General features: G+C 53.2%; 14 protein-coding genes. 5 read left to right on the top strand and 9 right to left on the bottom strand.

Translation table 11 applies throughout. The features are described 5' to 3' along the window. Window positions 1–7: 7 nt before the first annotated feature. On the bottom strand, window positions 8–211 hold the full coding sequence (gene aaeX / locus OGY18_RS14805) for a p-hydroxybenzoic acid efflux pump operon protein AaeX (protein WP_003828816.1): 204 nt from the start codon (window positions 209–211) through the stop codon (window positions 8–10). 184 nt (window positions 212–395) lie between these two features. Here aaeX and aaeR point away from each other — a divergent pair, with 184 nt between their 5' ends. Next, on the top strand, window positions 396–1,325 hold the full coding sequence (gene aaeR, locus OGY18_RS14810; protein ID WP_008785957.1) for an HTH-type transcriptional activator AaeR: 930 nt from the start codon (window positions 396–398) through the stop codon (window positions 1,323–1,325). An 86-nt stretch (window positions 1,326–1,411) separates the two neighbouring features. Here the strand turns inward: aaeR and tldD are convergent, their stop codons facing one another. The 8 genes from tldD to csrD form a co-directional block, all read right to left on the bottom strand. Further along, on the bottom strand, window positions 1,412–2,857 hold the full coding sequence (tldD, locus tag OGY18_RS14815; protein WP_003025183.1) for a metalloprotease TldD: 1,446 nt from the start codon (window positions 2,855–2,857) through the stop codon (window positions 1,412–1,414). Window positions 2,858–3,020: 163 nt separating this feature from the next. After that, entirely contained in the window at window positions 3,021–6,821 is a 3,801-nt protein-coding gene (gene yhdP, locus OGY18_RS14820) for an AsmA2 domain-containing protein YhdP (RefSeq protein WP_286553477.1), read from the bottom strand. A gap of 111 nt (window positions 6,822–6,932) precedes the next feature. Further along, on the bottom strand, window positions 6,933–8,402 hold the full coding sequence (gene rng, locus OGY18_RS14825; RefSeq protein ID WP_003828822.1) for a ribonuclease G: 1,470 nt from the start codon (window positions 8,400–8,402) through the stop codon (window positions 6,933–6,935). Next, window positions 8,392–8,985 carry a Maf family protein gene (locus OGY18_RS14830; RefSeq protein WP_048225746.1) on the bottom strand — a complete coding sequence of 198 codons (594 nt, stop codon included), beginning with the start codon at window positions 8,983–8,985 and terminating at the stop codon, window positions 8,392–8,394. The genes rng and OGY18_RS14830 overlap by 11 nt, the downstream gene beginning before the upstream one ends. A 7-nt stretch (window positions 8,986–8,992) precedes the next feature. After that, complete coding sequence (gene mreD, locus OGY18_RS14835; RefSeq protein WP_003025196.1) at window positions 8,993–9,481, bottom strand: rod shape-determining protein MreD; 489 nt, start codon at window positions 9,479–9,481, stop codon at window positions 8,993–8,995. Further along, window positions 9,482–10,504, bottom strand: coding sequence for a rod shape-determining protein MreC (mreC, locus tag OGY18_RS14840; RefSeq protein WP_003828827.1), 1,023 nt, complete (start codon window positions 10,502–10,504; stop codon window positions 9,482–9,484). 66 nt (window positions 10,505–10,570) lie between these two features. Next, window positions 10,571–11,614 (bottom strand): rod shape-determining protein MreB, encoded by a 1,044-nt coding sequence (mreB, locus tag OGY18_RS14845; protein WP_000913396.1) that lies wholly within the window; start codon window positions 11,612–11,614, stop codon window positions 10,571–10,573. A gap of 306 nt (window positions 11,615–11,920) precedes the next feature. Further along, entirely contained in the window at window positions 11,921–13,861 is a 1,941-nt protein-coding gene (csrD, locus tag OGY18_RS14850) for an RNase E specificity factor CsrD (RefSeq protein ID WP_003828829.1), read from the bottom strand. Window positions 13,862–14,086: 225 nt separating this feature from the next. Here csrD and acuI point away from each other — a divergent pair, with 225 nt between their 5' ends. The 4 genes from acuI (at window position 14,087) to accB (ending at window position 17,648) form a co-directional block, all read left to right on the top strand. Further along, window positions 14,087–15,061 carry an acrylyl-CoA reductase (NADPH) gene (acuI, locus tag OGY18_RS14855; RefSeq protein ID WP_003828832.1) on the top strand — a complete coding sequence of 325 codons (975 nt, stop codon included), beginning with the start codon at window positions 14,087–14,089 and terminating at the stop codon, window positions 15,059–15,061. A 119-nt stretch (window positions 15,062–15,180) separates the two neighbouring features. After that, window positions 15,181–16,185: a protein-methionine-sulfoxide reductase catalytic subunit MsrP gene (gene msrP / locus OGY18_RS14860; protein ID WP_003828834.1), complete on the top strand. Its 1,005-nt coding sequence runs from the start codon at window positions 15,181–15,183 to the stop codon at window positions 16,183–16,185. Then, window positions 16,186–16,785 carry a protein-methionine-sulfoxide reductase heme-binding subunit MsrQ gene (gene msrQ / locus OGY18_RS14865; protein ID WP_126317327.1) on the top strand — a complete coding sequence of 200 codons (600 nt, stop codon included), beginning with the start codon at window positions 16,186–16,188 and terminating at the stop codon, window positions 16,783–16,785. A 392-nt stretch (window positions 16,786–17,177) separates the two neighbouring features. After that, window positions 17,178–17,648 carry an acetyl-CoA carboxylase biotin carboxyl carrier protein gene (accB, locus tag OGY18_RS14870; protein WP_003025210.1) on the top strand — a complete coding sequence of 157 codons (471 nt, stop codon included), beginning with the start codon at window positions 17,178–17,180 and terminating at the stop codon, window positions 17,646–17,648. The last annotated feature ends 5 nt before the right edge of the window (window positions 17,649–17,653 follow it).

Below are 17,653 nucleotides of genomic sequence, written 5' to 3' on the forward strand. Positions count from 1 at the left end.
TTCAACCTCAAACGAACAGGCGCGTTATTAAATAGAACAGGCAGCAATACAGCGCGGTGTTAAACAGAGCCGGATGCCAGACAAAATCATAGATGCCGGTTGGAACCAGCATCCGGCGCACCAGCCAGAAAATCGCCAGTGACAAAAGTAATTCGAAAAAAATCGGTGGGAAGGACAAACCAAACACCACGATAACGGGAAACAGACTCATGTTGACCTTGGTAACTTAAGAGAGTGCAGGTGATAGATTTTCTAGCGTATGTCACCGCAGAGAAGGGCAAGGATGAGCCAGGCGAGAGCGACATAGCTGTTATTTGAATAATAATATATTAACGTAACTGTTATGCTGTTATCTATATTATGTGATCTAAATCACTTTTAAGCCAGAGTGAACAATGGAACGATTAAAACGTATGTCGGTGTTCGCCAAAGTCGTCGAACTGGGCTCCTTCACCGCCGCCGCAAGACAGCTACAAATGAGCGTTTCATCGATAAGCCAGACGGTCTCCAAACTGGAAGATGAGCTACAGGTTAAGCTGCTAAACCGCAGTACACGCAGCATTGGGCTGACCGAAGCCGGTAAAATTTACTACCAGGGCTGCCGGAGAATGCTGCACGAAGCGCAGGATGTTCACGAGCAGCTTTATGCCTTTAACAACACGCCCATCGGCACACTGCGCATTGGTTGTTCTTCAACCATGGCACAAAATGTCCTCGCCGGATTGACCGCGACAATGCTGAAGGAATACCCCGGTCTGACGGTAAATCTGGTAACAGGCATCCCGGCCCCGGATTTAATCGCCGATGGTCTGGACGTGGTTATCCGCGTCGGTGCGTTGCAGGACTCCAGTCTGTTCTCGCGTCGCCTGGGCGCCATGCCGATGGTAGTCTGCGCGGCTAAAAGCTATCTCGCACAGTTTGGTGCCCCGGAGAAACCCGCCGATCTCAGCAACCACTCGTGGCTGGAATACAGCGTGCGCCCGGATAATGAATTCGAGCTTATCGCTCCGGAAGGAATTTCCACCCGTCTGATACCAGAGGGGCGTTTTGTGACTAACGATCCGATGACATTGGTGCGCTGGCTGGCTGCGGGTGCGGGCATTGCCTATGTGCCGCTAATGTGGGTGATCAATGAGATCAATCGTGGCGAAGTGGAGATCCTCCTTCCCCGCTACCAGTCGGATCCGCGTCCGGTCTATGCGCTATATACCGAAAAAGACAAACTGCCGCTCAAGGTCCAGGTGGTGATTAACTATCTGACGGAGTATTTTGTTGATGTAGCGCAGCTTTTTCAGGGGATGTACGGCCGGGGAAAAGAGAAATAAAAAGAGTATTGGCCGGATAAGGCGTTGACGCCGCGTCCGGAAAGATGCCCGATAGCACTAGTGCTTATCGGGCATACATCATGATGTTATGCAGTACCACCCACCGTCAGGTTATCCACCTTCAGCGTCGGCTGGCCCACGCCCACCGGCAGGCTCTGCCCTTCTTTACCGCACACACCAACCCCGTTATCCAGCTTCAGGTCGTTACCTACCATTGAAATCTGCTGCATCGCTTCGATACCAGACCCAATCAGCGTCGCGCCTTTCACCGGTTTGGTTACTTTACCGTTTTCAATCAGATACGCTTCAGACGTCGAGAACACAAATTTCCCGGAGGTGATATCCACCTGGCCGCCGCCGAAGTTAGGCGCATAAATGCCGTATTCAACGGATTCGATGATTTCCTGCGGCGTGGATTTCCCCGGCAGCATGTAGGTGTTGGTCATACGTGGCATCGGCAGGTGCGCGTAAGATTCACGGCGACCGTTACCCGTTGGCGCGACGCCCATCAGGCGTGCATTCAGTTTGTCCTGCATGTAGCCTTTCAGAATACCGTTTTCGATCAGCACGTTGTACTGACCCGGTGTGCCTTCATCATCAATAGCCACAGAGCCACGACGGTCCGCCATTGTGCCATCATCCACAACGGTACACAGTTCCGACGCCACCAGCTCACCCATGTGACCGCTGAAAACCGAGGTACCACGGCGGTTAAAGTCACCTTCCAGACCATGACCGACCGCTTCATGCAGCAGAACGCCAGGCCAGCCAGCGCCGAGTACTACCGGCAGCGTACCAGCAGGCGCTGCTACCGCGGACAAATTAACTAACGCCATGCGTACGGCTTCTTTCGCCCAAGCGTCAGCACGGACTTCACCATCAAGGTCGCCAAGGAAATAGTCATAGCCAAAACGACCGCCACCACCGCTGGCACCGCGCTCGCGCTTACCGTCCTCTTCGACCTGTACGCTTACGGACAGGCGTACCAGCGGACGAACGTCAGCGGCCAACGTACCGTCGGTCGCTGCTACCAGGATCAGTTCATAAACACCGGTCAGGCTGGCGGTGACTTCCTGGACGCGTTTGTCGGCGGCACGGGCCACGCTATCAACGCGACGCAGAATATCCAGTTTCTCTTCGCGGCTCATGCTCTGTAACGGATCAACCGAAGTGTAAAGCGCCTGATGCTCAACCGCTCCCAGCGTTTTTACTTTGCCGTCACCGCTGTCACGCACGATAGTACGGGCAGCATGAGCACTTTGCTCCAACGCCAGCAGGCTGATCTGGTCTGCATAGGCAAACCCTGTTTTTTCGCCGCTGATGGCGCGCACGCCAACACCCTGATCGATATTGTAAGAGCCGTCTTTAATGATGCGGTCTTCTAAAACCCAGGATTCGTGATAGCTCGACTGAAAGTAGAGATCGCCGTAGTCAAGACGGCGTTCGGCCAGTTGGCCCAGAATGGCGAACAGATCCTGATGTTTCAGGCCATTCGCCGCTAGCAATTGTTCACTTACCAGGTTCAGACTCATCGTTTTGGTACTCATTAGTTTCTGTTGTAGGCCTGATAAAACGCGCCAGCGTCGCCATCAGGCACTTCAATGCCGGATGGCGGCGTGAACGCCTTTTCCGGCCTACGGACTGCGGTAGAAGATCACTGTACTGAGATTGGGGCAATAACTCGCCCCCGTCAAATCATTGCTGGCTTTCTTTGCGCGGCTGACGCAGAACTTCGTTAATCTGCGGTTTATCGACCGGACCGGTGATGCGATAGCGCAGAATCGAAACTTTGCTCCACAATGGCCCCAGAACCTTACTGGCAGCAAACACCGCCGCGCCGACAATCGGGTTGACAGCAAACGCAGCGGCAACCCCTACGGTGGCAGAAATTTCAGGCGCGACAATGGCTTCCATATCCAGCTCCCGACGGACCAGGTTCACTGAGCCTTTCATCGCAATGTCTGCCTCCAGACCGTCCACCAGCGTGTCGTCGGTATGCATCACGCCATCTTTGATCCACGCCGTACTGCGAATCGAGTCGAAATAGAAACCTTCACTGAAGGTATCGCTAAAATCAAAACGCAGTTTACGTAGCAACGCATCAAAGCTCAGCAGTCGCAATAGTTGCCCCGCATGTCCGGTGCTGAGTTCAGTAAGCTCACCTTTGCCCAACCGGGTACGCAAAATCCCATTCAGCGAAGCTTCATCCGGATCCCATGGCGGGTTACGCCAGTGCAGGTCATACTCCACGTTGAACGAAGAGTTACGAATCGGGGTCGATACGCCAAAGAAACTGGCAGCGGAGTCAATTTTATTACCGCTCAGTTTACCCTTCAGTGACGTTCGTTCTTTGCCCGGCGCATTCACCCACACGCCATCGGTGGTCAGTCTGGCAAATCCCGTATCCAACAGACCGTTGCTCAGCGTTAGCGTGTCGCCTTTAATTGCTACATCGGCGTCAATACGCCCATATTTCTGTCCCCACATCCAGCACTCGGCACAGCGTAACTGAAGGTCCGGCCAGCCGCGGAAGCTGAAGTTGTCCACGGCGGAAAACGGCGAGGCTGGTGTGTTGCCCGGTGACGCTTTCGCCGCGCTGGGGTTGTAATAAAGATACTTAATATTGGCCAACCATGGCGCATTATTGCGCATCGCCAGCGTGGCGTTAATTTCACGACCCTGCGCCTGTACGATAGAGCCATTGCTCGCAGGCTCAGACACAATACTCAAATTATTCCACTGCTGACCGCCCAGGGATAACGATGGCGTACGCACGGTGATGCGTTGTGGGAAGTTGGCATTAGTGCCAACGTTATCCGCTGCGCCTTTTTGGAACAATGCCAGCCATTGCGCACCATCCATAGGGGGAAGATTAAGCTCAATGCCTTGCTGATCGGGTAACGCGGGCACAGTGCGGCTTTCCGACGTCCAGATAGCGCGGTCAAGCGTCAGTTTCTGATTCAGCAACCAGCGGCTGTTAAAGTGGTTCTTACTGCCAGCATTACCGGTCAGTTCAAAGCTGCGCAGATTGCCGTTAGCCTTAACGTTTACCGGCAACGCCTCACCGGCCGCTTTATTCAGCGGAGCAGGTAAGTGACTACTTACATTCTTCAGGTCACCCTTTAGCTCAATGTCGTAGGTCGGCCCGGCATGATACGGAAGATCGATACCCACCTTGCCATTCCACGCCATGCTGCCGCTTAAGGCATCGTTGACCTGCACCGGTAAAATCCCCATGCGGGTTGGCTGCCAGACGCCTTGCAGGTTCACGGCTACCTGATAGGCTTTCGCCCCTTCGGTGGTGGAGAAGTCGACGTTCAGCGGCTGATTAAACCAGTTCGCCGTCATCGGCTCGCTCTTCAGATCGCCGTTGATAAAGCTGAATTTACCATTCAAATTCTTCAGCGTGCTGTCGAGCGGTTTAATAAACAGGCTGTTATTACGCAGGTTGACGTCGCCTTTGGCGGTAACCAACGAGCCGTCTAGCGGAATATCAAGATGTAAGCGAGCATTCACATCACCGTCAATTTGCAACTGTTCCAGCGTGGCGCCGAGAGAATCCTTCAATGGTGTCTCATCAAAATAAGGTCCAACCGCCTTGCCTGGCCCATTGATATCGGCATCAATCAGCAGCTTTTCTTTTGCATAGTCGGGAATATTGGCCGTCAGGTTACTGGCCTTCACGCCGCCCAGATTGACGCTATCCGTCTTCATCCACAGGCCATCGTTAATGAAGTTTAGTTCGATATTAAGATCGGTTAGCGCAGGCCAGTCGGGCTGGAAAGCAAATTTCGCATTGCGTAGCGGCACCAGGACCTGAAACTGCCCTTCGTTGTGCAGATACGGGAACAGATTCGGGTTACCGCCATACACCAGCGTGGCGTTATCCGCCTCGCCGCCCTGAATAGCGCCGCTGAGGTAGTCAACCAGCTCTTTGCCCATCAGGTTTTCCGGGAAGTAGCGCCAGGCCTGAGAGCCATCGTCGGTGCTGATGCCTGCCAGAATGCCCAACCATGGCTCATCATCAGCCGGTTGCAGATAGCGAAAACCACCGTGCGCATGTACCGCTTTCGCTTTAACATCAATGTTGCGCCCGTCTAACTGGAAGCCTTTATCATTCTTCAGCCAGCTTAGCGTCGCCACGCCGTTCTCTATTTCCAGCGGCGCGCGGAAGACGGTTTCATACGGCATTTTTGCTTGTTTCATGGAGGCGGTAAGCGCACCATTTTCAACGCTTCCCGCAAGCGTACCGGAGAAATGTTCTGCCCCCGGCAGCAGCTTCCACTGTTTCCAGGCCAAATCGGTCCACGAGGACAGGAAGCGGGTTTTTTCTGTCGCCTGTAACGGGATATCCAGCGCAAGCACATCTATTTTGCCGCTGGGTTGCGTGGCCCGCCAGATATCACCCAGCGCAGGCGATAGCCTGGACACCATCGGACGCAGTCCTTCTAACCCGGCCAGTTCCAGATTACTGGCACGAATGCGTAGCTCATCACTGCGTTTGTTATTCTCGCCACCGACTTCCTGCTCAGGGATCCAGGCCAGCGTTAATGCCCCGCTCGGCCAGGGTTTATCATCCATGGTGATACGGGTATCGGGAATAGAGAATTGCCAGCCCGCCTCTTCACGGCTGATGTGCGCCGTCAGATTATCGACGGAGAGCGTGTGCTTACGATTTTCACCCAGCCAACTTGCCCCGCCTTTTTTTAGCCAGACATCGCCACCAGAAACGACGCCTTTGCTGATCGTCATCCATGCTTCCAGGCTAAAACGCGCGGTTTGCAGCGCGACATTATCCTGCATCCATTTGCCCAACCACGGTTTGACGTCGATGTCGTCTGCCTGCAGCCAGACCCGACCGTTATTCAACAGCCCTTCGTCATCACGCAGATCCATACGCACCTGCATAACGCCGTGCTGTCCGGTCAGGCTGGAGAGGCTGACCTGACCCTCGGCGCGATGCCGATTTTTACCGTTCAGCCAGGTAAGCTGTGGGATCGCCAGTTCAGCACGTTGACCTGAGAGGGTTATAAAGCTGATATGGCTGTCGCGTAGATCGAAATGATCAAACTGACGCAGGAAGAGATCGCTGAGATGGCCGGTTTCAATCCCATCTCCGCCCTCGCTGCGCTGGATAGGAGTATTGGTGCGCAACTGAAGTTGCCAGAAGGTGAGATCGCGAAACTGCCAGCGCATGTGCAGCAAACTTTGCCAGACATCCAGCGCCAGCGTGACGCGTTTTACCGAAAATTCTCCCCCATCTTTCAGCTGCGCATGGATATTACGCGCTTCAAGCGTAGGACCGAAATTTTGCCAGCTGGCAGAAAGCTGGCTGGCGGAAACAGGCAGACCTGTGGCGGATTCAATCTTGCCAAGAATGGCCGGACGCCAGCTATCAAGATGAGGTAACGCAAGGCGCAGTCCACTGACCAACAGCGCTGCGATGACAACGAATGCGGCTCCAGTGAGCAGTAAAATCCCCGGCAATCGCCTCACGCGCCTCTCCTTGTCTACCAAAAAATATGACTCACACCCCTTGAGTGAATATTGCCGGATAATGGCGCTTGCGCCTTATCCGGCTTACATACGCGGGTGCCACTACACGATTTACATCATGACGACGTCGAACTGCTCCTGGTTATACAGCGGTTCGACTTGTACTTTGACCTGTTTGCCGACAAAGATCTCAACTTCCGCCAACGCGTGTGACTCTTCACCTTTCAGGGTTTCAGCCACTGCCGGAGAGGCATAAACCAGGAAACGGTCAGAGTCATATGCATGGTGTACGCGCACGATTTCGCGCATGATTTCATAGCATACGGTTTCCACCGTTTTCACCGTACCACGCCCATGGCAGGTCGGACACTCGTTGCACAGTACATGCTCCACGCTTTCACGTGTGCGCTTGCGTGTCATCTCCACCAGGCCCAGCTGTGAAAAACCGTTAATGCTGGTTTTTACGCGATCCTTGCTCAGAGCCTGCTCCAGGGAGTGCAGCACCCGGCGACGGTGATCTTCATTATTCATGTCGATAAAATCGATAATGATAATACCGCCGAGGTTACGCAGACGCAGCTGACGAGCAATGGCCTGCGTTGCTTCAATATTAGTATTAAAGATAGTGTCGTCGAGATTACGATGCCCAACAAACGCGCCGGTATTGATATCGACCGTGGTCATCGCTTCGGTTTGATCGATTATCAGATAACCGCCGGACTTCAGCTCAACTTTGCGTTCCAGCGCGCGCTGGATTTCATTCTCTACGTCAAAGAGATCAAAAATAGGCTGGCGCCCGCTGTAATGTTCCAGCTTGCTGGTCATCTCGGGGATATATTCCGCCGTAAATTCCAGTAACGCCTCATAGGTCAGACGGGAGTCGACGCGGATGCGGTCAAGCTGCGCATCGGCAAAGTCACGCAACACGCGCTGTGCCAGTGCCAGTTCACCGTACATCTGGTAGCGCGTTTGTGGGCGCTTTTTACGCTCCATGACTTTCGTCCAGACGCGCTTCAGGTAGGCAGCATCCGAGGCAAGATCCTCTTCACATACGCCTTCCGCCGCCGTGCGAATGATGAATCCACCCTGCTCATCGCAGTAATCCGCCACCACTTTTTTCAGGCGTTCGCGTTCGGTTTCGCTTTCAATACGTTGGGATACGCCAACGTGCGAAGCACCCGGCATAAAGACGAGATAACGGGAAGGCAGCGTGATGTCCGTCGTCAGGCGTGCGCCTTTAGTTCCCAACGGATCTTTTACCACCTGCACCATCAGATCCTGACCCTGGCGCACCAGTTCAGAAATGTCGCGTACAGTGAACTGTTTTTGTTCTTCACCCGCCACGCATTCGGTGTGCGGCATGATGTCAGAAGCGTGAAGAAATGCGGCTTTATCCAGTCCAATATCTACAAAAGCCGCCTGCATACCCGGAAGTACACGACTTACACGACCTTTGTAGATATTGCCTACGATTCCGCGTCGCGCCTCACGTTCAATATGAATTTCCTGCAGAATACCGCCATCAATGTAAGCCACCCGAGTTTCCGATGGCGTTACGTTTACCAACAATTCAGCCGTCATGTTTATCCCTTTTCTCACGCAGTGCGTTAAAATTGGTCAGCAACTCATACGTTTCTACCAGCGGTAAGCCGACTACGGCGTGATAGCTGCCATTTATCTTCCTGACAAAACAGCCACCCAACCCTTGAATACCGTATGCACCTGCTTTATCCATTGGTTCACCGCTGGCAACATAGCCCGCGATGTCCTCATCGGTTAGTGCTCTGAATGTCACTTCCGTCACTACCAGGCAGTCCAGACTGTGCTGGCGATCTGCCAGTGCCACGGCCGTCATAACTTGATGCGTTTTGCCCGACAGTTTGCGCAGCATTGCTGCGGCATGGGCGGCGTCGTGCGGTTTTTCCAACACTTCGCCATTAAGGATAACGATGGTATCCGCACCCAATACCGGCAAATCGCGCTGTGCCAGTACTACGCCAGCCTGCGCTTTTTCGCGCGCCAGACGGGAAACGTACTGCTGCGCGCTTTCCTGCGGGTGCCGCTGTTCTTCAATCCCAGGGACCAGTCGTTCAAACGTAACACCAAGCTGAGCGAGCAACTCCTGACGACGTGGAGAACCTGAAGCAAGATACAGAGTATTCATATCAACCTTATTGCACCGCAAACTGCTGACGGACTTTACGCATCAGTAAGAATAGCCATGGCCAAAGCACACCATTCACTACACTACTCCAGAACACTTCAGGTCTGAAAGAGACGTTGATCACTAAAAACTCGGCCCAGAAAACAATAATATCCACGACCAGTGATAACAACATGACCACCAGCGCCTGTTGCCAGAGCGCGAGGTTTCGGAATAGCTGGAATTTCAGCGCGACCAGATAAGCAATGATACTCATCGACAATGCGCGCACGCCAAGCGTGGAGCCGCTGATGAGATCCAGTATGGCACCCACCACAAATCCCGTGCCCACATTTACGCGATGCGGCAGCGCCAGGATCCAATACAACAAGATGAGCAGCACCCAGTTTGGCCGGAAAACCAGAATGTCATCCGGCCAGGGCATGACTTGCAGCAACAGTGCAATAAGGAACGAGAGCCAAATCACCCAACGTCCCTGGCTACGATAGCTTGCCACTTACTGTCCTCCCGGCTTACGCGGAGCAGGTTGTGGCGGCGTGGTATCTGCGGGCGCTGGAGCCACGCCTGTTGCAGGTGCTGGCATCGGCGCAGGCGGTCCCATGGTATCTGGTGCAGGCAGAACTTGCGGCATCATTTGCATCAGACGTTCATTAGCAACGCGGTGTACTTCTTCCGGCGTCATCGGGTTTGCGCCATTACGATCGGCACCCCACAACAGCAGCAGATAGCGCAGACGCTGCAGACCCGCAGTCGGGCGAGCCTGAATCACAGTATAAGCGCGCTGAGTGTCCAGCTTAACGGAAGAAACAACAGCAACCGGATAACCTTCAGGGAAACGTCCACCCAGACCCGAGGTGACCAGCACATCGCCAACGCGAATGTCGGTGTTGGCCGGCAGGTGTTCGAGCTGAAGATCGTCGGTGCAACCGTTACCCGCAGCGATTACGCGGATATCATTACGCAGTACCTGAATAGGCAGCGCATGCGTCGCATCGCAAATCAGCAGCACGCGGCTGGTCAATTTAGCCACCGCCACGACCTGACCTACTACGCCTTTGTCGCTAATAACCGGCTGGCCTTCGTAGACGCCGTTAACGCTCCCTTTGTCGATCACGACCTGATCGCTGTAAGGGTCATTAACCGTTGAGATGACCTGCGTCACCATCTTTTGTTCGTCCTGACGCAATGGCGATCCCAGCAGCTCACGCAAACGCGCGTTCTCCTGTTTGTATTGCCCCAGCATCAGCAGTTCGCTGTTTTTCAGCAGCAGTTCCTGACGCAACGCCCGGTTTTCAAGTTCGAGTTGGTCACGCGAAGCCAGCGTTTGCGACACGCCGTCGAGTAATTCACGAGGACCATTTGAGATAAAGTAGAAAGGACTGACGGCGGTATCCATGTACGTTCGGATTTGACTAAACGTACCCAGGCGGCTGTCGGCAATAATAACGCCGAGCGCCACCAACACCGCCAGAATAAGGCGAATCTGTAGCGACGGGCCACGGCTAAAAATTGGCTTCATAGTCTATGCGTATTCTCGTATCAGAGCGGAAGGGCAACCCGCGGGGGCTACCCAACCTGCATCCGATTACTCTTCGCTGAACAGGTCGCCGCCGTGCATGTCGATCATTTCCAGCGCCTTGCCGCCGCCGCGCGCCACGCAGGTCAGCGGATCTTCAGCAACAACAACTGGAATACCGGTTTCTTCCATTAACAGACGGTCAAGGTTACGCAGCAGCGCACCACCACCGGTCAGCACCATACCGCGTTCGGAGATGTCAGACGCCAGTTCCGGCGGGCACTGTTCCAGTGCAACCATTACTGCGCTCACGATACCGGTCAGCGGTTCCTGCAGGGCTTCCAGAATCTCGTTGGAGTTCAGGGTAAAGCCGCGCGGAACGCCTTCAGCCAGGTTACGACCGCGAACTTCGATTTCGCGCACTTCGTCACCCGGATAAGCGGAACCGATCTCGTGTTTAATACGTTCTGCGGTCGCTTCACCGATCAGGGAACCGTAGTTACGACGAACATAATTAATGATGGCTTCATCGAAGCGGTCGCCGCCAATACGGACAGAAGAGGAGTAAACCACGCCATTCAGGGAGATAACGGCAACTTCAGTGGTACCGCCACCGATATCCACAACCATTGAACCGGTTGCTTCAGAAACTGGCAGACCCGCACCGATCGCGGCCGCCATCGGCTCTTCGATCAGGAAGACTTCACGAGCACCTGCGCCCTGAGCTGATTCACGGATCGCACGGCGTTCAACCTGAGTTGCTCCAACCGGTACACACACCAGTACGCGCGGGCTTGGGCGCATGAAGCTATTGCTGTGCACTTGCTTGATAAAGTGCTGGAGCATTTTTTCAGTCACGAAGAAGTCAGCGATAACGCCGTCTTTCATTGGGCGAATTGCAGCGATATTGCCCGGCGTACGACCCAGCATCTGCTTCGCATCATGACCTACTGCAGCCACGCTTTTCGGCGAACCGGCACGATCCTGACGAATGGCCACAACAGAAGGCTCATTCAATACGATGCCTTGTCCTTTTACATAAATAAGGGTATTCGCGGTACCCAGGTCAATGGACAGGTCATTGGAAAACATGCCACGAAATTTTTTCAACATACTAAGGGATAATCCTGAAAGCTGGGGCGGAAAACAAAATCCGCTTACTTTACCAACCACACGCAGCAGCGACAAGGCGCAAAAATCATCTGCTACGGTGAAAATTAGTGCAGTTCGTTTCCTTTGTTACAAAACCGGCCTGAGTCCATCAGGGCTGAATAAATCAGCAGCACTCCTCGCTTTTGTTTGCAACCTGTCAAAGGTCATTCACCTGCATGTTTGCTGTTACAACCTGGCGAGCAGGCAAGCACACCCCCAGAAGGCACAGCGCGCGTTATTCTACGTGAAAACAAATTAAACGGCAGGTTAAACCGAGTATCTTTGCGAATATTTTTTCACGTTAGTGTCAAGTGGTTGTGATGCGGCAAAAAAATCCCCTTGCCCACCTGCAACTCCGCGTTCTGTCAGCGTATGCCACTCACTACGCGAACGTACGCCCGTGGCGTAAACCTGCGTGGGTGTTCCCGAACAGGCCTCCACCAGGCTTTGAACCAGAAGCTGATTTTCCGTTCGCTTATCAATGTTCCTCACCAGACTTGGATGCAGCTTCAATAACTCAACGTTAAGCTCTTTGATCCAACTGGTGCTCACCAGCGTTAACCCCGCCTGCGTAACGGCAATACGCACGCCCAGCGCATTCATCAATCTGATGACGGGCTGTAACCGGCTGATATGTTGACAGACATCTGCCTCAGCAAGTTCAATAATTATGCGTTTGCGTAATGATTTTTCGCACTGCATCAGCGTATCACGCAGCCAGCGCTGAAAACGTGGACGAATAAGCGATTCAACCGTTGTCTGCATCGCCAGATTTTCCTGCGGCCAGTAGCCCAAAAGCAGGATCAGACGGCTTATCTGCAAACGGTCATATTCTTCTGCCAGACCAAATTGCAGGACCATCGGCATATATTCCGCCGAAATGACCTCTTCGTTGCCATCAAAAATACGGCACATCAACTCCCGATGGTGCACCCGGCCTTCACGCGTTACGGCAGGCTTTTGATAAATTCTCGGCCCGCCCCGGCTAAGCATCTGTTCGATAAGCGTTCGCCAGCGTACGTTGCCCCGACCTTTTTCCGGCAGCGAGTCATCATAGACCGACCAGCTATTTCCGCCCTGCAATACCGAATTCCGGGTGGCGGCTTCAGCATGATCCATCACTTGCTCCGGCGACTGACCGCTGCGGCAAACGCAAATGCCAATATGAACCATATCGGCACGATCGATCATTTTATTAGCCGGAAGTGCATCTACCGCTTTTAATAATTGCCCGGCAATGCTTTCCGCCTCTTTCAACGTGCGGTGTGGCAGCAGGATAGCAAAATCGCTACGGTGGTAGCGCGCCAGCAACGCGCCCGGATATCGCGTCATAAAAGTCGACAACAAATTGATCAGCGTCGAGATTTGTTCTTCTGCGAGGGTGATTCCCCAGCTATCGCGCAGCAGCGTAAAATCCGGCAGGCGCACCATCATCACGACTCCATGCGAGCCTACTTTTTCCTGATCTTCCAGCAGCGTGGCCAGTTGGTTATCAAAGAACAAGCGGTTGCTTAGCCCGGTTTTTGTATCCTGCGCGACATAGGAACGAATCAGCGTATCCAGGCGGCTGCGTTGCTCGCGGGCATTTTGAATTTCAGTCAGCAGCATATCGAGCGCACTGCTGGTACGCGCAGGCCATTCATAGACCGTTCCCCGCACGTTCGGTCCACGCTCGCCGTTCAGAATACGTGTGGAACGAATCTCCAGCAGTTCCTGACCTGAAAGCTGGCGCTGAAGCCAGCGCACAGACAAAAAGAGCATCAGAATAATGAAAGCAATGGCTATCGTGAGCGGTGCGGTGGTCAGTAGCGAATGGAAATAGTTACCCATTGGATCCTGATAAACCAGACGCAATGACATACCCGGATGCTTGACCAACGGTACGGTAATCTCGCGGTAGAGATTGTTCGTCCCTGCCGGTCGGTAGCTGCTGGTGCGTGAGTGGTCATACACCACATTTCCGCCCTGCAACAGTTCGATGCGCACGATATCAACAGAAACCATCAGCTCATCGATTTGCGGGGTTAACGTAACGACATCTCTGGAGACCAGATGCGTATCAATCGCCGTCGCGACCGCATGAACGCGCGTGGTGAACTTATATTGAATAGCGTTGTAGAAACTCAGCGAACAGCCGATCAGAGTCACGAAGATCGTTAACCCAGTAAGCAGCGTGACAAAAGCTGAAAATTTCGTCGTTAATCGCATCCTTGTGTTAACTCCGACAGTTATGAAACAGGCCTGAAAGTAATAAATCGACTCTAAAATGCAAAACTGAAGGCAAAATCCGTCAATTTATACAAACTGTGAGGGCATACTACCAAATCAGGTATATCTGGCAATTTATTGCGCAGAATCGGCATCATGTTTTGATTAGCGAGTATAGTCTTCATTATTAATTTTCCAATCCACTATACGAATTGAGGACAGGTTATGCAGGCTTTGATCTTAGAACAGCAGGACGGAAAAACCCTCGCATCCGTTCAACCCCTCGACGAAAATCAGCTACCGGAAGGCGATGTGACGGTGGATGTCCACTGGTCAAGCCTGAACTATAAAGACGCCCTGGCTATCACCGGCAAGGGAAAAATCATTCGTAATTTTCCGATGATTCCTGGTATCGATTTCGCCGGTACCGTGCGCGCAAGCGAAGATCCCCGTTTTCATGCGGGTCAGGAGGTTTTACTGACCGGTTGGGGCGTAGGTGAAAATCATTGGGGTGGACTGGCAGAACGCGCACGCGTGAAAGGCGACTGGCTGGTTGCGCTGCCAAAAGGGCTGGATGGACGTAAAGCCATGGTCATCGGTACCGCTGGCTTTACCGCCATGCTTTGCGTCATGGCGCTTGAAGATGCAGGAATTCGTCCGCAAGACGGTGAGATTGTCGTCACAGGCGCCAGCGGAGGCGTGGGCAGCACGGCCGTTGCGTTACTGCATAAGCTGGGTTATCAGGTTGCGGCGGTTTCGGGCCGTGAAAGCACCCACGACTACCTGAAAAGCCTGGGCGCAAACCGTATTCTTGGTCGCGATGAGTTTGCCGAGTCTCGTCCGCTGGAAAAACAGCTGTGGGCTGGCGCGGTGGATACCGTTGGCGACAAAGTTCTGGCGAAAGTCCTCGCGCAGATGAACTACGGCGGCTGTGTTGCCGCCTGCGGTCTGGCGGGCGGTTTCGCTCTGCCAACCACGGTGATGCCATTCATTCTGCGTAACGTTCGTTTGCAAGGAGTGGACTCGGTGATGACCCCGCCGGCACGCCGTGCAGAAGCCTGGGCGCGTCTGGTTAAGGATCTGCCGGAATCTTTCTATGCTCAGGCGGCAACGGAAATTACGCTGGCGGATGCGCCGAAGTTCGCCGATGCCATCATCAATAACCAGGTGCAAGGTCGTACGCTGGTGAAGGTGAAGTAACAGACCCTGGCGCAGAAATTTACACTTAATTAACGAAATTTCGCGGCACATCTACAGACTCCCTGCCATATTAACTACGCGTCCCCTGTCAGTTATGACGCGTAAGCCGGGAGTCTGTTATGAAGAAATTACGTCCATTTACAGAAGCCGACGTCACTGACGAGTCGGCTTTTTTTATGCAGCGTCGCCAGGTGCTGAAAGCATTAGGGATCAGCGCAGCCGCGTTGTCTTTACCCCACTCTGCGCAGGCTGACCTTCTGAGTTGGTTTAAGGGTAATGACCGCCCGCCCGCGCCCGCGGGAAAGCCGCTTAATTTCAGCAAGCCCGCCGCCTGGCAAAATTCGCTTCCTTTAACCCCAGCGGATAAAGTTTCTGGCTACAACAACTTCTATGAATTCGGTCTCGACAAAGCGGATCCGGCAGCCAACGCGGGTAGCCTGAAAACCGATCCGTGGACATTAAAAATCAGTGGTGAGGTCGCCAAACCACTCACTCTCGATCACGACACCTTGACCACCCGTTTCCCGCTGGAGCAACGGATTTACCGGATGCGCTGTGTGGAAGCCTGGTCAATGGTCGTGCCATGGATTGGCTTTCCGTTACATAAACTGTTGGCGCAGGTGGAACCCACCAGCAATGCGAAGTATGTCGCGTTCGAAACGCTGTACGCACCAGAGGAAATGCCGGGACAAAAAGATCGCTTTATTGGCGGCGGGTTGAAGTATCCCTATGTTGAAGGACTGCGTCTGGATGAAGCGATGCACCCACTCACGTTGCTTACCGTGGGGGTTTATGGAAAAGCCCTTCCGCCACAAAATGGCGCGCCCATTCGCTTAATTGTGCCGTGGAAATATGGATTTAAAGGCATTAAGTCGATCGTGAGTATCAAACTCACGCGCGAACGCCCTCCGACAACCTGGAATCTGGCCGCGCCCAATGAATACGGGTTTTATGCCAACGTGAATCCGCATGTCGATCATCCCCGCTGGTCCCAGGCCACCGAGCGTTTTATTGGCGCTGGCGGTATTCTGGACGTACAGCGTCAGCCCACGCTGATGTTTAACGGCTATGCCGAAGAGGTTGCGTCACTGTATCGCGGACTCAATTTGCAGGAGAATTTTTAAGTGCGTCTGACTGCAAAGCACATTACCGGGCTGAAAGTTTGCCTGCATCTTGCCGGTTTTTTGCCGTTTATCTGGCTATTTTGGGCGGTAAATCACGGCGGCCTGAGCGCCGATCCGGTCAAAGATATCCAGCACTTTACCGGTAGGACAGCTCTGAAATTCTTGCTGGCGACCTTGCTGGTCTCTCCACTCGCGCGCTACGCTAAACAGCCATTATTGATACGCACACGTCGCCTGTTAGGACTATGGTGTTTTGCCTGGGCAACGCTGCATTTAACCAGCTACGCGTTACTGGAGCTGGGCATTAATAATCTGGCGTTATTAGGGCGGGAATTACTTACGCGACCTTATTTAACATTGGGCATTGCCAGCTGGGTCATATTATTCGCCCTCACCTTAACGTCTACGCAGGCTGCACAGCGAAAGCTGGGTAAAAGCTGGCAGTATTTGCACAACTTCGTCTATCTTGTGGCGATCCTGACACCCATACATTATCTGTGGTCGGTAAAAATTATCTCCCCTCAACCGATTATTTATGCAGCGATCGCTGCGGTGCTGTTAGCGTGCCGTTACAAGAAGTTTCGCCAGTGGTGGCGGTAGTTTCACGATATGTGCAGTGCGTTGCAAAACACTGACGATCCGATTTTCTTTACATGTTAACGGTTGATTATCTTCCCTGATAAGACCAGTATTTAGCTGCCAATTGCTACGAAATAGTTATAATGTGCGACCTTGCTATCCTCGGTAGTGTTTTTAAGGCGCTGGAAGGGTGACAATCGCATATTGAAGGTATATTTTGTCTTTTACCCGAAAATGGCAGAAGATAGCCGCACAATGACTAACAAGTCTGGCAATCTCACTTAATGGCAGCAGCACTCAGTGCAGCGCCTGAGATGCGTGGCATCTTGTCACTCACTGTTATAAAAATGCTATACAGACGGCGGTAAAACGCCTGTCACAATCTCACTAAACAAAGAGTACGGAACCCACTCATGGATATTCGTAAGATTAAAAAACTGATCGAGCTGGTTGAAGAATCAGGCATCTCCGAACTGGAAATTTCTGAAGGCGAAGAATCTGTACGCATCAGCCGTGCAGCGCCAGCTGCAAGTTTTCCGATGATGCAACAGGCTTATGCTGCACCAGTGATGCAGCAACCAGCTCTGTCTAACGCTGTCGCACAAACTGCCTCTCCAAGTATGGAAGCTCCGGCAGCAGCGGAAATCAGTGGTCACATCGTACGCTCCCCAATGGTTGGTACGTTCTACCGCACCCCGAGCCCGGATGCTAAAGCGTTCATCGAAATCGGACAGAAAGTGAATGCGGGCGATACCCTGTGCATCGTTGAGGCCATGAAAATGATGAACCAGATCGAAGCCGACAAATCCGGCGTAGTTAAAGCGATTCTGGTAGAAAGTGGTCAACCGGTAGAATTTGACGAGCCGCTGGTCGTCATCGAATAACGAGG

The sequence above is a fragment of the Citrobacter sp. Cpo142 genome, from assembly GCF_030332425.1.
In the GTDB taxonomy this organism is placed as follows: Bacteria; Pseudomonadota; Gammaproteobacteria; order Enterobacterales; family Enterobacteriaceae; genus Citrobacter; species Citrobacter portucalensis.